This is a genomic window from Marinomonas foliarum (assembly GCF_003337275.1).
In the GTDB taxonomy this organism is placed as follows: Bacteria; Pseudomonadota; Gammaproteobacteria; order Pseudomonadales; family Marinomonadaceae; genus Marinomonas; species Marinomonas foliarum.
In genome coordinates this window covers 84879-99313 of the sequence record NZ_QPJQ01000012.1, presented here as the reverse complement: position 1 = coordinate 99313, position 14435 = coordinate 84879, and the positions used below count along the sequence as shown (strand labels likewise).

Below are 14435 nucleotides of genomic sequence, written 5' to 3'. Positions count from 1 at the left end.
CGGTATCGGCGAAGGAAAGCTGATTCATGTCATTCGGTCTTGAGGTAATGGTCAGATCGGCATTGTCTCATATTGGGGACTTAATCGCAGTTTCCCTAGGGATAAATGGGTCAGATTTTAATTTATTTAAAAATTGATCTAGCTCTTCAAATTTTGATGGTAAGCGAAAGCCTGAATGAATTTCTTTATTCGTAATTATCTCGTGTTTGTGAGGAATAATTAGCTCATGCAGTTGGCTCAAAACTTCTTTAGCCTGATCTTCTTTTGCCCAAAACTTATCTGAACTTTGGTCGAACTCATCATACAGTTCAGAAGAAAGCTGGCTTAACCGCTCCATAACTTTCTTTTGATATTCTGTGTTGACCGAATTTAATAATCCATTTTTAGCCTTTATATAAGTTAAAACAGCAATTGTAGACCCTGTAATGTAAAACAGGACTTGGAATATCTTTACCGCTATGTCCATGAGTTCTCCTAGCAGTTAACGCCTCAGTTAAAAGGCAAAATTTGGTTGGCTATAATGTGAAGCGGAGCGAAACCAGCCAACTGAATTTTGTCCGCTTTTAAACTGTTTGTTATATGCCCATTACGGCACATACACCATCTCGACAGTAAATTTAAAATCAGCTTCAAGCTCGGAAATAGATAGCTGCATTACCAAGTCGCTAACTTCTTCTTTATCTGTCGACAAATCAACTAATGCCAGCCAGTCTTTGCCTTGCCAAATATATACTGATGAATCCCAACACTTTTCAGATAATGATATAAGTTTTTCGCCATAATCTTCTATATATGATCTCATCTGACTTGCTACATCTGGGCTTCTTAGCTCTGAATTTGGAACAACAGAACGTAAAACGTAATCTTTAGCAACCAAAGCGTCGACTATTTTAGCAATAGTGCTTCGCCATTTAGATGGTATTGGAAGCTCTGCCTCTCTATTCTTTATTACACTATTCGTTTCCATTCAACTCAGATCCTTCGAGGGCATATAACGCCTCACATCACCGGCGGTAAAAAGCAGAGCGAGGAAGGAGCGGCGCTTTTTACTGTCCGAGTGCATGTGATTGTTATGTGCTTTGTTTGCCGTTCTCTTGAATCTTGCCACTTACAAGAACCAATAGCAGCCCTGAGGAAAAATCTATGATTACCCACATTTCTTTGGGGAAATGAATTTTTATTATTGGGTTAAACACAATAGCTAAAACAACAAAAACCCAAGGTAAGACATTTTCATTTTTCTCGAAAGCGATGTATGCCGCCCATGCAAATACACCACAAGCTATAAACCGCAACAACATGTAGTAGCCATATGGCAATGGTAATACGCCAACAAACAGAAACCCTGCGGCAATGTATATAAGTGTTTTTGGCATAATTACCGTTTCACACCCTCTATGATTGAAAGGATGACTCCTGGTATTAAAAATGCCAGACCAGGAGCGGCAAACAATGCAGCAAAACCCCAATGCCAGCCCCAAACATCCATTGCGCCAAAGAAAGCCCCGATTGTAATTGGAAGCGTGAAGCGAAACATCAAAGCTGCAACGATAGCTACGCCAGCCCAGACGGCACCAAAATGAAAATCAATACCAACATATCCCGCAACTATTTGCAGAATGCCATATCCCATAAAAAGGATGAACCCACCGATACCTAACAACGCTTGCATTATTTATCTCCTTGATTAGTGCTTGTTGCACATAACGCCTCAATAACCGGAGCAGCTTCGCTGCTTCCGGCGCAGAATGCGCGTAGTTGATTGATTTGTTAAGCATTTGCCTTCTAACTCTTCAGTCTGCTCATTCCAATTACTAAGCATATTACGAAACGATTCATCAAACATCTCGTCAGCTTTCTTCGGATTATCACAGTCCCAGCTAATATGCTCGTAATCATAGGCAAGTCTTACCTCTGGAATATCTAAACTTAAGCCTCGGCAGGAACCTAACATCCAAGAAATAAACTTATCCCTTTCTTCTTTTATAGATGTATCCAATATAGAAGCTTTGATCGCGAATATTTTTTCATAAGGCAAATTGGTAGATCGTGGGAATTCGTCCCCCGGAAGCTTAGTGAGCATCTCTGGCCCTTTTAGGGATAAAGTGATCAAATCATCACTAGGCTCGTCTACAGCCTTTATCTCTTCGTCTGCCCAAGCTATTACTTCGCAACTCGACATGAAGCGATAATTCCAAAAAGCTAAGATTAATTTAATTGATTCCATTACTTTGATGCTTAACGCCTCAAGAACCGGCGCTGCTTGCAGCGTCCGTGTTGCTTGACTTGTTAGAAGACTGTTTGATGTATTGAGCTATTTGTGAAAACACTAACAACCCTACTAATGACTCTTTTTTTCCATACTGCTCAATTGAACTTGCTCCATGAGCAACTGAGTGACGGCTAACCTGATTATTCTGGCTTGATGCAATAAAGTCTTTGAAATAGCACTCCTCAAGATATCTTTTGAATCTGTCAGGTATATATGTTGTAAGCGATGACAACGTATACTGAGTCTTCTCTGTTATGTGCTCAACAAGCATATTCTGTCTACGCCCCTCTTTACCCGGATTATCCTTGATGAATTCTTGCCTAATTAGTCCTTCGATTTTAGGGTAGATAATAGAGGTGCTACTGATAAAATCTTCAGACTTATGCCTTTCTATTGCCCGTTCTAAAAAATCAACAAATGGAGCCAAGCCTTCATCTTTCTTCCAATCAGGAGTCCAGTTTTGAAGATGTTCTAGCGTATCAATCTCTATCGTATTTATGAGATCGTCAATATCCCATCCGGCCCTAACGTAATTTATAATTGACTCGATTGTAGAAAACTTTAGAGAGAAAAAAGGGAACCAATTTTGTTTTAAAATCTGGTCCCAGTCAGAATCTGATATTTTGTGGATTGTTTTAAATGAAAGATATGAGAAGTACGAACCTATAAATTTCTCCACATCATACTCGATCTTTCTTGAACTCTGGTCATCGAGTGGTGAAAAATCGAATATGTAGGCCTTATCCCAACCAAGAGATAGTACGCAAAAATATGCATGGTCATCAGGAAACTCGATATCACCCAGTTTTATCCGTTCAAATCCAGATATGTCATCTTTCTTGAGTGCTTGACCTTTATCTACTTTCTTAGCTTTTACATGTACATATCCAAATACTTCAAGCTCATTGATATAAACTTTCGCATTAAGATCATGAGATATAAGGACAACCATTGATTTAATATCAGCTGGTGTAATACCTTCATCTATCATTGAAAGAATCGTCTGAGGAAAACCTTCTAGGTACTTAATATGGAGATCCCCATCTTCCGTTGAGGTTGCTCCCATATACTGCACTTGAGCCATCTCCCCGCTGCGAGCTGGAGAAACCGAATAGCCCATGATTCTTTCTTTTAGTTTGACTTCTCGCACTCTGCTTATTTTTCCTTGCTCTTCTAACATTTTGTTAATGCGCATGCGCGTTTACACAGATTGGAAACCTTCTTAATATTACTATAAGTCACTGACTCTAAAACCATAAATAGAGATATCAACAAAAGTTAAAACAGGAAAAACGAGCATGCGTGTTATTCCTTTTATCCACAGCGCGTTATTTCTACACTGTAGATTCTTATTCATTGATATTAGAGGACTTTCTTACTTACCTCCAGCACAAAACGCGCACAACCAGTTGATTTAAAATGGTTAAACGAGCAAAAATGTCTTCATCTCAAAAATAGACTGTATATCCACCCATAAATTGTGTTTTAAATTTCATCCAAAAATAAAGTCGGTTTCAGACAATGAAAGCTTCACTTTCTCCGGCGGATCACGGTCGTACCTCCCTCATCGCGCCCTACGATTAGCATTACGGTATCGGGTATAAATTTGCAGACGATTAGCTACGAAGAAGTCAGTTCGACGCAATCCCGATTGCGCGACTTTATGGAGTTTCAGGGTCATTGTTTAACGAACCATCTCTCACTAAATAAACCATCTAAGCCTTACGGTAAAAATCGTCTTGCTAAACCTGTATTAAACAATATGAATGAGACGTTTGGGCGATAGCCCGATAAAGCGAATTTTTGGTAAGTTTTGTGGATCTGGACAAAAGTTACCCGCTCAGCTTTTTCCTGAATTAAAAAGCGGAATAAAGCCTGCAGCTCGGAGCTATTGAGAAGTAACAAATATCCTTTAAAACCCAAAGAAATAACCCCATCCTAACCTTCCCCTTGAAGAAAGGGGAAGGAACTAGCCCGCTCAGCAGAGCGGAACCAAGCTTGCAAACTAGGAATCGCTGAGAAGTAACTATTTGACCTTATAAAAACAAAAAAAGAGGCCGAGGCCTCTTTCTAGTCGATCTTAAAAAAGATCTAGGATTTGTCACCTGAGATCCGGCTACCAACCGCTGAGGTTTGGTCTTTATACTTTGCGTTATCCCGCTTGTTATAAGGACGATCCGCAGAACCCGACATGGTTTCGAAGTTGATGGCGCCGATGGTCATTCCTGGGCTGAGGGCGATGGGTAGTTTGCCGCCGTTGAGGAATTCCAACACGATGCCGCCGCTCCAACCTGGGTCGATGCGGTGTGCGGTTACATGAACCATTAAGCCAAGGCGTGCCAAGGAAGAACGTCCGTCGAGCCAGCCAACTAGGTTGTCAGGTACGGTGACGGATTCTTTGGTGACGCCAAGTACGAGTTCGCCCGGATGGATGAAGAAAGGTTTGCCATCTTCGACTAGGATTTCCTCGCTCATGACGGATTCGATGACTTTGCTTAAGTCAGCTTTCGAGCTGCTTAGATCAAGATAAGGCGCTGGGTGACCTTGAAAGACGCGAAACGAGTTGCCCAATCGTAAATCAACAGAGACGCCGCTGATCACGCTGTTATCTGGGCGTGGTTCGATAACAATAGAACCTTCGTCTAGGGCTTTTATAATATCTCGGTCACACAAACGCATTACTTTTCCTCAATCGTCGCTCATGCCAATAATAGGCATCGCTATTTGTTCATTTTGTTGGGATGCAAGGGTAGCACCAAGCTTGCGTGCAATCGACTGATAAATGCCTGCCGTATCACTTTCTGGTGCATTTACCACGATTGGTCGGCCTGCATCACTCTGTTCGCGGATCGCTAGACTCAGTGGCAGTTTGCCCAATACATTAACATCGTATTCTTTTGCTAGGCTAGCACCACCTTCGTCACCAAAAATGGCTTCGTGATGGCCGCAGTTAGAACAGATGTGTGTCGACATATTTTCCACCACGCCCAACACTGGAATGTTTACCTTGTTGAACATTTCAATACCACGGCGAGCATCTAATAAAGCGATGTCTTGCGGTGTGGTAACCACAACTGAACCGGCAACGGGGACTTTTTGCGCTAGGGTCAGTTGAATATCGCCTGTACCCGGTGGCATGTCGATAAATAGGTAATCAAGATCATCCCAATCAGTTTGCGTTAAAATCTGCATCAAAGCACCAGTCACCATAGGACCACGCCATGCAACTGGCGTGTCTTTGGTGGTTAGAAATGCCATGGACATCACTTGTACACCAAATGCCGTTGGCGGGATGAAGAACTTCTCGTCACGGACTTGTGGGCGAGTACCCTCTTCAAACCCTAGCAGCATGCCTTGGCTTGGACCGTAGATGTCCGCATCCAAGATACCAACACGAGCGCCCTCTTTTGCCATAGCAAGAGCAAGGTTAACCGTGGTGGTGGATTTCCCCACGCCGCCTTTGCCAGACGCCACAGCGATGATGTTCTTTACACCTTTCATCCCAGGAATGCTGCCTTGTGTGGCTTGGCTTTTAACTTGAAAGTCAATGTCTAGTACCAAGTGGCGAGAATCACCCAAGAGTTCTTTGATCTTAGCTTCTAGTTGAGCTTGTTGTTTTTGCGCTGGGTAGCCAAGCGTTAAAGTGACATGAACTCGGCTGTCGTCTGCAACCACATTCCAAACAGCACCATAAGGTTGGCCGCTGTTGTCATCGATTAGGGTTTCTAAAGTCGCCTGTAGTTGGGCATCAGTTAGCATGGGGGCTCCTAGTAAGGCGTAATTTAAAGAGTGTTTATTTTATAACGTTGAGCCAAGTGTGGGGGCAAATTGCAGAAAAGCAAGACTTAGAAAGAAGACTAGCGCTTGCACACGCGGGATTGAGACTTATAATGTCGCTTTTCTTAGATAATCTATCTTTAAAGCGCTTTATTCATTCGTCATCTACGCCTAATTATTGATAGAATACCCGACCTTTTTTAATCCAGCAGGCTTATCAAAAATGGCACAAACGCAACGCAAAATTTTAGTCACCAGCGCCCTTCCTTATGCAAATGGTTCTATCCATTTGGGGCATATGCTGGAACACATCCAAACCGATATCTGGGTGCGTTTTCAAAAAATGCGCGGCCATCTTTGTACAGCAGTGTGTGCGGATGACGCACATGGCACGGCGATTATGATCAAAGCCGCGCAACAAGGTATTACATCAGAAGAGTTGATCGACGGTGTTCGCCAAGAACACATGGCTGACTTTAACGACTTCCTAATTGGTTACGATAATTACCACTCAACGCATTCTGACGAAAACCGTGAGTTCTCAAACAGCATTTACAAAGCCCTTCGTGACAATGGAAAAATCGCGGTACGCTCTATCGTGCAAGCGTACGATCCAGAGAAAGAAATGTTCCTTGCAGATCGTTTCATCAAGGGTACTTGCCCTAAGTGTAAAGCAGAAGATCAATACGGCGATAACTGTGAAGTCTGTTCTGCGACTTACACGCCAATGGAAATGATCAATCCGCGCTCTGTTTATTCTGGTGCGACCCCGATTGAGAAAGACTCAGAACACTATTTCTTTAAATTGCCAGACTTCCAAGATTTCTTAGCGAAATGGACACGTAGCGGCACCTTGCAAGACCAAGTGGCAAACAAGCTATCTGAATGGTTAGATTCTGGTTTGAAAGAATGGGACATCAGCCGTGATGCACCTTACTTTGGTTTTGAAATCCCAGACGCACCGGGTAAATATTTTTACGTTTGGCTAGACGCACCAATTGGTTACATGGCGAGCTTCAAAAACCTGTGTGATCGCACCGAAGGTTTGGAGTTTGATGATTACTGGGCGAAAGATTCCGACGCCGAGCTTTACCACTTCATCGGCAAAGACATTATCAATTTCCATGCTTTGTTCTGGCCTGCTATGTTGGATTGTGCTGGCTACCGCACACCAACAGCAGTCAATGCACACGGTTATGTCACCGTTGACGGCGAAAAAATGTCTAAGTCACGCGGCACCTTTATTAAAGCTCGCACTTACTTGAAACATTTGGACCCGCAATACTTGCGTTACTACTACGCTGCCAAACTTAACTCTCGTGTTGACGATATCGACCTCAGTCTGAGCGATTTCTTACAGCGCGTGAATTCAGACGTCGTGGGTAAAGTGGTTAACATCGCGAGTCGTACAGCGAGCTTCATCAATAAGAAGTTCGATGGGCAATTGACGAGTAACGTGAGCGAAGCGGAGATGATTCAATCCTTCGTTGACGCTGGCGATGTCATTGCCGAGCACTTTGAAGGCCGCGAATACGGCAAAGCCATTCGTGAAATCATGCGCCTTGCTGACGTAGCGAATGAATACATAGCCGAGCAAGCTCCTTGGGTGTTGGCAAAAGACGAAGCGACTTTGCCGAAGGTTCAGGACGTTTGTACGGTCGCCTTGAACTTATTCAGCATCCTGGCAACTTACTTGAAACCCGTCATGCCAAATATGGTGGCTGACGCAGAAGCTTTCTTAGGCAAAGAACTAACATGGGATAACCGCAGCGTGTTGTTGTTTGGCAACACGGTGAACAAATTCAAGCCACTAATGGGTCGTATTGAGCAAGCACAAATCGATGCCATCATCGAAGAAGGCAAAGTTGAAGCAGCGGCTGAAGCCGCAGCAAAAGAAGCGGCGCAACCGGCTCAAGCGGAAACAGAACTAAGCAAAGAGCCAATCGAAGCAGAAATCAATTTCGATGACTTTGCGAAAGTGGACTTGCGCATCGCCTTGATCGTGAAAGCCGAGCACGTCGAAAAAGCCAATAAGCTGCTAAAATTGACCTTAGACATTGGTGGCGAAACGCGCACTGTATTCTCTGGTATCAAGTCTGCTTATAAGCCAGAAGACCTAGAAGGCAAACACACTGTCATGGTGGCCAACCTTGCACCTCGCAAAATGAAGTTTGGTATGTCAGAAGGCATGGTATTGGCGGCAGGCCCTGGCGGTGAAGAAATTTACCTACTAGAACCTCACGCTGGCGCAAAACCTGGTCAACGCGTGATGTAAGCCGCAGGGCATCGGCCTAAACAGCCAATAAACGCGATACAAACCAGTGCTCACCTTAGTAAATAAGAAAGATTATTAATAAGGTGGGCATTGGCATTAATAGAGAATCATAAATCGAAATTATATAAGCGTAACCTATTATCTATATACTTAATCGGACTAAAAATGTGAGATTTTTAGCTTTGTTAGTTATAAGCAGATTGGTATAGTTACGCTCACAGATGCTTTTATCCAAAAGTGTCTGATATCACACTATATTCACCACATATTTTGGACGTGAAATGACTGAATATCTCCTGATACTGGTCAGTACCATTCTAGTTAACAACTTTGTACTGGTTCAGTTTTTGGGCCTATGCCCTTTCATGGGCGTGTCTGGGAAACTAGAAACCTCGATTGGCATGGCAATGGCGACGACCTTTGTTTTAACCTTGTCGAGCCTGTGCAGTTATCTAACTTACACCTACATACTTCAGCCATTTGGTCTTGAATACCTACAAACCATCTCTTTTATCTTAGTGATCGCTGTTGTTGTGCAGTTCACTGAAATGGTGGTTCATAAAACCAGTCCATTACTTTATCGAGTATTAGGAATTTTCTTACCCCTTATCACGACTAACTGCGCCGTATTGGGTGTGGCATTACAAAACATCAGCAAACAAAATGGCTTTGTTGAATCCATTCTTTATGGTTTTGGTGCCGCGGTTGGTTTCTCATTCGTGTTGATTTTGTTCTCTGCCATGCGTGAACGTATTAACGTTGCTGATGTTCCGACTGTCTTTAAAGGCTCTGCCATCGGCATGATTACCGCTGGTCTTATGGCTCTTGCTTTCATGGGCTTCACCGCCCTTGTACAGATTTAGGAGCCGACCATGTTGACTGTTTTACTCGCCATCGGAATTTTAGTACTCCTTTCGCTTATTTTTGGCGCTATTTTGGGTTACGCCAATGTGCGTTTCCATGTAGAAGGCGATCCAATCGTTGATCAAATTGATGCTCTTCTACCACAAACACAGTGTGGCCAATGTGGTCATCCTGGCTGCCGCCCTTATGCTGAAGCCATTGCCAACGGCGAAGCCATTAACCATTGCCCTCCAGGCGGTCAAGCCACCATTCAAGCCTTAGCCGATTTATTAGATGTGGAAGCTGTTCCATTAGATGGCGACCACGGCACCGAAAGTGCGAAGCGTGTCGCGGTAATTCGTGAAGACGAATGCATCGGCTGCACTAAGTGCATTCAAGCATGCCCTGTGGACGCGATTTTAGGTGCGGCCAAACAAATGCACACCGTCATAGCGGATGAATGCACAGGCTGTGACCTTTGTGTCGAGCCTTGCCCTGTAGATTGTATTGATATGGTAGAAGTAGGCGTGACAGCGAAAACTTGGTCTTGGGATAAGCCGCAAGGTATCGCGGCAACGTCATTAAACGTTATTGCCACCGACCGCCAAGCGGAGGTGACGCACTGATGCAAGCAGCAAAACTACAAACAGCTCAGGTTTTTTCTTTTCATGGCGGTATTCATCCACCAGAAAACAAAACGCAATCTCTGCAATTACCTTTGGGTAAACCTAGCCTACCTAACGAGCTTATTTTGCCGCTTGGCCAACACATTGGCCAGAGCTCTCGCCCGTTAGTCAAAGTGGGTGACAAGGTATTAAAAGGCGAAACCATCGCCATTAACAATGGCTTTTTGAGCAGCTTTTTACATGCGCCGACTTCTGGCACGATTGCCGCTATTGAAGAGCGCCTTATTGCTCATCCATCAGGCTTAAGCGATCTTTGTATTATCCTCGCGCCAGATGGCAATGAGACATGGACCCCCCTTGAGCCACTGGACAATTGGCAAGACATCAGCAAAACCGATGTATTGGCGTACTTGTCCGAAATGGGCATCATCGGCATGGGCGGCGCAGGCTTCCCAACGCAGGTAAAACTTCAAGGTGCCCACAAGAATCCACTGACGCATTTCATTATTAACGCGGCAGAATGTGAACCTTACATCACCGCTGATGACATGTTGATTCGTGAAAAAACCTTAGAATTAGTGTTAGGCATCGAGATACTTCAACACCTTGTTGAGGCAGATAACATTGTCATTGGTATTGAAGATAATAAGCCCACCGCCATTGCGGCATTAAAAGCCATCTTGAGTGAACGCAACAGCCAAATTCAAATTGCGGTTGTGCCAACTAAATACCCTTCTGGCGGCGAAAAGCAATTAATCCAGCTATTAACGGGCAAAGAAGTCCCAAGTGGACAATACCCGGCAGACATCGGCGTTTTATGTCAAAACGTCGGCACCTGTGTGGCAGTTCACGATGCAATTACGCTCGGCAAACCACTTATTTCACGTTTTACCACCTTAACGGGTGATGCGCTGAAAGCTCCACAAAACGTCGAAGTACTGTTCGGTACGCCAGTAGCGCATTTATTGGAATACGCCGATTTTGAGCCGAAAAAACTCAGCCGCTTGATCATGGGCGGTCCAATGATGGGCTACACCTTAGATTCAGCCGCTGTGCCGATTGTGAAAACCAGTAACTGTATTTTAGCCGCCAGCAAAAAAGAACTGCCGGCGCCGGCACCAGAACAAGCTTGCATCCGTTGCGGTATGTGCGAACAAGCCTGTCCTGCCAGCTTATTGCCTCAGCAGTTATTGTGGTTCAGTAAAAGCCAAGAATTCGAAAAAGCCGAACACCATAACCTATTCGATTGTATTGAATGTGGCGCTTGCTCTTATGTTTGCCCAAGCAGCATTCCGCTAGTGCAATATTACCGTCATTCCAAAAGCAGCATCCGTGAAGCTCGTGAAGCCAATGTCAAATCAGACTTGGCGAAGCAACGCTTTGAAGCCCGTAAAGCTCGCCAAGACGCAGAAGCAGCAGAGAAAGAGGCCAAACGCCTAGCTCGCCAAAAAGCGTCATCCAACAAAGCCACAGACAAAAAGAAAGCAGCACCAGAAAAAGCCGCTCCAACAGCCGCCGCTGCGCCTGCAACAACTGACGAATCGAAAAAGCTCAAAGTCGATATCGCCATTGGCAAATCCAAACTGAAGAAGCTACAGAAACAACTGCTTGAAGCGCAAGAAAACGAACACGTGGAAGAGATCAACAACTTGCAACTGCAAGTCACTGATCAAGAAAAAGCCATTGCATCACTGGAAGAACAGCTTGCGCAAATGACAAGCGCAGCGCCTGACGCTCCAGCGACAAATACCGCCAAAGCAAGCCCTGCGCCTGTGAGCGACGAGCTGAAAAAAGCCAAAGTTGACGTAGCCTTGATTGGCGTGAAACTGAAGAAACTACAAAAGCAACTTGTTGAGACACCAGACGATCAAGAGCTGAAAGACAAGGTCAGCGCTTTTGAAACCGATCTAAAAGCCGCACAAGACACAGTAAGCAAGCTAAGTGAAAGCACTCAGGCAAGCACAAACACCGCCGCAGCCGAACCAAAAGCCGCAATTAGTGATGAATTGAAAAAGCTAAAAATCGATGCCGCCATTGCCAAAGCGGCGGTGAAGAAAGTCGAAAAAGCCTTGAAAAAGGCAGAAGAAATAAACGCGCCTGAAATCGAAGCGATTCGTCAGCAATTACAAGAAGCCCAGCAGCGAGCAGATGAACTGGAAAAAACCTTAGCTAACCCAGAAGCTGCAGCACCCAAAGCGGCTCCAGTAAAAGCAGAACCTGAAACCAACGTCGATGCCGACGCAGCTAAGAAGCGCAAAATAGATCTAGCCATTGCCAAGGCTGGCATTAAAAAGGCCGAGAAAAACATTCAGCTCCTGAAAGAGCAAGGCAAGGACGAGGCTGAAATCAATGCGTCGGAATGGCCGAGCAAATTAAAAGAGGCACAGGATAAACTCGCCGGACTTGAGAAGGAACAGGCATCTGAGGCAACAGCACCCTCTGTCGCAACAGTCACAAGTGCACCAATTGCCACCGCTAACATCGATGCGGATGCCGCTAAAAAACGCAAGATCGACCTAGCTATTGCTAAGGCCGGCATTAAGAAAGCCGAGAAAAACATTCAGCTTTTAAAAGACCAAGGCAAAGACGAAAGCGAGATAGAAGCATCGGAGTGGCCTAAAAAGCTCATTGAGGCACAACAAAAGCTCGCCGCGCTTGAAGCAGAAGAAAGCACATCAGCTACTTCCGTTTCTACGCCTGTAGAGAAAACAGCAGCTAACAGTGAAGCCAAAGTCGAGCCTGAAATGGATCTAGCGACGCAGATTAAAAAAGAAAAAATCGCCGTAGCTTTAGCTAAAGCTCAAATCAACAAATTGAATAAGCGTTTAGAAAGCTCACCAGAAGAAGCGGACAACATTAAACAAGAAATTGTAGCCACTGAACAACGTCTGCAGAGCGCCGAAACTTTGTTAGAAAAACTTATTCATTCGCAAACTAACATGCAAGAGAATCGTTAAATGGCATTATTGAGGATCACCTCCCCCCACACACAACGTGCAGGACGTCGCACCTCTTGGGTGATGCAGATGGTCATTTTAGCGACCATTCCTGGCATAGTCGTGCAGACTTGGTTATTTGGCTGGGGCACGCTAATTAACCTAATGATCGCCTGCATCACTGCATTATTAAGTGAAGCAGCTATTTTGGCGGTTCGTCGTCGTGCTGTCGGTTTCTTCTTGAAAGATTACAGCGCCCTATTAACCGCAGTGCTGTTAGGCGTTGCCTTGCCTCCCGTTGTGCCTTGGTGGGTCACGGTGACAGCGGTGGCGTTTGCGATTATCTTTGCCAAGCAACTTTATGGCGGCTTGGGCAACAACCCATTCAACCCGGCCATGGTCGGTTATGCCATTGTATTGGTGTCTTTTCCTGTTCCTATGAGCCAATGGCTTGGCGTGCAAAGCATGATCCCGGCTGGTGAAACACTGTCTTTCATGCAAAGCTTACAAGCTATTTTCCATCACTTACCCGTGATAGATAGCTACACCATGGCGACGCCTTTAGATGGCTTCAAACACAAAGACCTATTAGATTCGCAAGCCGCTTTTAGCAGCATTGCTGCTCTTCAAGGGCCCAGCTTAAACAGCTGGCTTTGGGTAAACGCAGCGTATCTTGTCGGTGGCCTTGGGCTGATATGGTTACGCATTATCACTTGGCACACGCCAGCGGCACTATTGGGTGCTTTACTGGTAATGGCTGGCGTATTCCATCTGTTTGACCCAAGCAATACGGCAACGCCTTTCTTTCAGCTAACCACTGGCGCAGCCATGTTCGGTGCCTTCTTTATTGCTACTGACCCTGTGTCGTCTTGTACCAGTAATCGCGGCAGGCTGATTTATGGCGCTGGCATTGGCATCTTGATTTACATTATTCGCTCTTGGGGTGGTTACCCTGACGGCGTTGCATTTGGCGTCTTGCTAATGAATTTCTCAGCACCATTAATTGATTACTACACGCAACCAAGAACATATGGGCATAAAAAAGCCAAAACCGGCTTAAAAGTTGGGGAGGATAACTAATGGAATTGTTCGCCTCTATTCGTCGCAATAGTTTAGGTTTGGCTATTTTCGCTGTGCTGACTGCTGGCCTTATCGCCACTACTCATCAGCTGACAGATCACACCATCAAGAACAATATTTTGGATGCGCAAATTTCAGCTTTCAATGAAATCTTGCCAGCTGATTTATACGACAATGATTTAACCAAAGACACAGCGACACTACCTGCTGATCCATTACTTGGCAGCGAAGAAGGCATAAAAATTCACATCGCTCGTAAAAATGGCGAAGTCTCTGGCATCATCTTCGAAACCATTGCACCACGCGGCTATAATGGCAATTTAGATATGCTCGTTGCCATTGATAAAAACGGTGTCGTCACAGGTAGCCGTGTAATTAGTCATAAAGAAACACCAGGGCTTGGCGACAAGGTTGACCTTAAAAAGTCCAAATGGATTTTAAGCTTTGCCAACAAGTCGTTAGAAAACCCGAGTTTAAAGGCTTGGGGTGTGAAAAAAGACGGTGGCGATTTTGACCAATTTACCGGTGCGACCATCACTCCTCGCGCCGTCGTTCGCGCTGTAAAGAACACGCTAATTTATTTTGATCAACACAAAGATACGCTGTTAGCGTATTAGGATAGCCCC

14 protein-coding genes are annotated in these 14435 nt (G+C 44.8%); 6 read left to right on the top strand and 8 right to left on the bottom strand.

The window, feature by feature from the left end:
• Window positions 1-67: 67 nt before the first annotated feature.
• From DFP77_RS08545 to apbC, 8 genes are all read right to left on the bottom strand, one after another.
• Entirely contained in the window at window positions 68-466 is a 399-nt protein-coding gene (locus DFP77_RS08545) for a hypothetical protein (RefSeq protein ID WP_114411864.1), read from the bottom strand.
• 120 nt (window positions 467-586) lie between these two features.
• Complete coding sequence (locus DFP77_RS08540; protein ID WP_114411863.1) at window positions 587-967, bottom strand: DUF7668 domain-containing protein; 381 nt, start codon at window positions 965-967, stop codon at window positions 587-589.
• Window positions 968-1070: 103 nt separating this feature from the next.
• On the bottom strand, window positions 1071-1376 hold the full coding sequence (locus tag DFP77_RS08535; RefSeq protein ID WP_114411862.1) for a DUF6804 family protein: 306 nt from the start codon (window positions 1374-1376) through the stop codon (window positions 1071-1073).
• A 2-nt stretch (window positions 1377-1378) separates the two neighbouring features.
• Window positions 1379-1672: a hypothetical protein gene (locus DFP77_RS08530; RefSeq protein WP_114411861.1), complete on the bottom strand. Its 294-nt coding sequence runs from the start codon at window positions 1670-1672 to the stop codon at window positions 1379-1381.
• 39 nt (window positions 1673-1711) lie between these two features.
• A complete protein-coding gene (locus DFP77_RS08525; RefSeq protein ID WP_147270552.1) occupies window positions 1712-2182 on the bottom strand; it encodes a hypothetical protein in 471 nt (156 codons plus the stop codon).
• A gap of 64 nt (window positions 2183-2246) precedes the next feature.
• Entirely contained in the window at window positions 2247-3452 is a 1206-nt protein-coding gene (locus DFP77_RS08520; RefSeq protein WP_220235528.1) for a hypothetical protein, read from the bottom strand.
• Window positions 3453-4363: 911 nt separating this feature from the next.
• A complete protein-coding gene (gene dcd / locus DFP77_RS08515) occupies window positions 4364-4951 on the bottom strand; it encodes a dCTP deaminase (protein WP_110573774.1) in 588 nt (195 codons plus the stop codon).
• A gap of 9 nt (window positions 4952-4960) precedes the next feature.
• Window positions 4961-6031, bottom strand: coding sequence for an iron-sulfur cluster carrier protein ApbC (apbC, locus tag DFP77_RS08510; RefSeq protein WP_114411858.1), 1071 nt, complete (start codon window positions 6029-6031; stop codon window positions 4961-4963).
• 241 nt (window positions 6032-6272) lie between these two features.
• Here apbC and metG point away from each other — a divergent pair, with 241 nt between their 5' ends.
• The 6 genes from metG to rsxG all read left to right on the top strand — a co-directional run bounded on the left by metG (window position 6273) and on the right by rsxG (window position 14426).
• Window positions 6273-8324: a methionine--tRNA ligase gene (gene metG, locus DFP77_RS08505; RefSeq protein ID WP_114411857.1), complete on the top strand. Its 2052-nt coding sequence runs from the start codon at window positions 6273-6275 to the stop codon at window positions 8322-8324.
• Between the two features lie 281 nt (window positions 8325-8605).
• A complete protein-coding gene (gene rsxA / locus DFP77_RS08500) occupies window positions 8606-9187 on the top strand; it encodes an electron transport complex subunit RsxA (protein ID WP_012069258.1) in 582 nt (193 codons plus the stop codon).
• A gap of 9 nt (window positions 9188-9196) precedes the next feature.
• Window positions 9197-9793: an electron transport complex subunit RsxB gene (rsxB, locus tag DFP77_RS08495; RefSeq protein WP_114411856.1), complete on the top strand. Its 597-nt coding sequence runs from the start codon at window positions 9197-9199 to the stop codon at window positions 9791-9793.
• Window positions 9793-12750 carry an electron transport complex subunit RsxC gene (rsxC, locus tag DFP77_RS08490; protein WP_114411855.1) on the top strand — a complete coding sequence of 986 codons (2958 nt, stop codon included), beginning with the start codon at window positions 9793-9795 and terminating at the stop codon, window positions 12748-12750. Before rsxB ends, rsxC begins: the two co-directional genes overlap by 1 nt.
• Window positions 12751-13809, top strand: a complete 1059-nt coding sequence (gene rsxD, locus DFP77_RS08485) for an electron transport complex subunit RsxD (RefSeq protein ID WP_114411854.1) — start codon at window positions 12751-12753, stop codon at window positions 13807-13809.
• Window positions 13809-14426 (top strand): electron transport complex subunit RsxG, encoded by a 618-nt coding sequence (gene rsxG / locus DFP77_RS08480; protein WP_114411853.1) that lies wholly within the window; start codon window positions 13809-13811, stop codon window positions 14424-14426. The genes rsxD and rsxG overlap by 1 nt, the downstream gene beginning before the upstream one ends.
• Window positions 14427-14435: the final 9 nt, after the last annotated feature.

Excerpts from the sequence above, each read along its gene's own strand:
- rsxB (WP_114411856.1), top strand. The coding sequence starts at position 9,197 with ATGTTGACTGTTTTACTCGCCATCGGAATTTTAGTACTCCTTTCGCTT.
- DFP77_RS08525 (WP_147270552.1), bottom strand. The coding sequence starts at position 2,182 with ATGTCGAGTTGCGAAGTAATAGCTTGGGCAGACGAAGAGATAAAGGCT.
- apbC (WP_114411858.1), bottom strand. The coding sequence starts at position 6,031 with ATGCTAACTGATGCCCAACTACAGGCGACTTTAGAAACCCTAATCGAT.
- dcd (WP_110573774.1), bottom strand. The coding sequence starts at position 4,951 with ATGCGTTTGTGTGACCGAGATATTATAAAAGCCCTAGACGAAGGTTCT.
- rsxC (WP_114411855.1), top strand. The coding sequence starts at position 9,793 with ATGCAAGCAGCAAAACTACAAACAGCTCAGGTTTTTTCTTTTCATGGC.
- DFP77_RS08520 (WP_220235528.1), bottom strand. The coding sequence starts at position 3,452 with ATGTTAGAAGAGCAAGGAAAAATAAGCAGAGTGCGAGAAGTCAAACTA.
- rsxD (WP_114411854.1), top strand. The coding sequence starts at position 12,751 with ATGGCATTATTGAGGATCACCTCCCCCCACACACAACGTGCAGGACGT.
- DFP77_RS08535 (WP_114411862.1), bottom strand. The coding sequence starts at position 1,376 with ATGCCAAAAACACTTATATACATTGCCGCAGGGTTTCTGTTTGTTGGC.
- DFP77_RS08530 (WP_114411861.1), bottom strand. The coding sequence starts at position 1,672 with ATGCAAGCGTTGTTAGGTATCGGTGGGTTCATCCTTTTTATGGGATAT.
- DFP77_RS08540 (WP_114411863.1), bottom strand. The coding sequence starts at position 967 with ATGGAAACGAATAGTGTAATAAAGAATAGAGAGGCAGAGCTTCCAATA.
- DFP77_RS08545 (WP_114411864.1), bottom strand. The coding sequence starts at position 466 with ATGGACATAGCGGTAAAGATATTCCAAGTCCTGTTTTACATTACAGGG.
- rsxG (WP_114411853.1), top strand. The coding sequence starts at position 13,809 with ATGGAATTGTTCGCCTCTATTCGTCGCAATAGTTTAGGTTTGGCTATT.
- rsxA (WP_012069258.1), top strand. The coding sequence starts at position 8,606 with ATGACTGAATATCTCCTGATACTGGTCAGTACCATTCTAGTTAACAAC.
- metG (WP_114411857.1), top strand. The coding sequence starts at position 6,273 with ATGGCACAAACGCAACGCAAAATTTTAGTCACCAGCGCCCTTCCTTAT.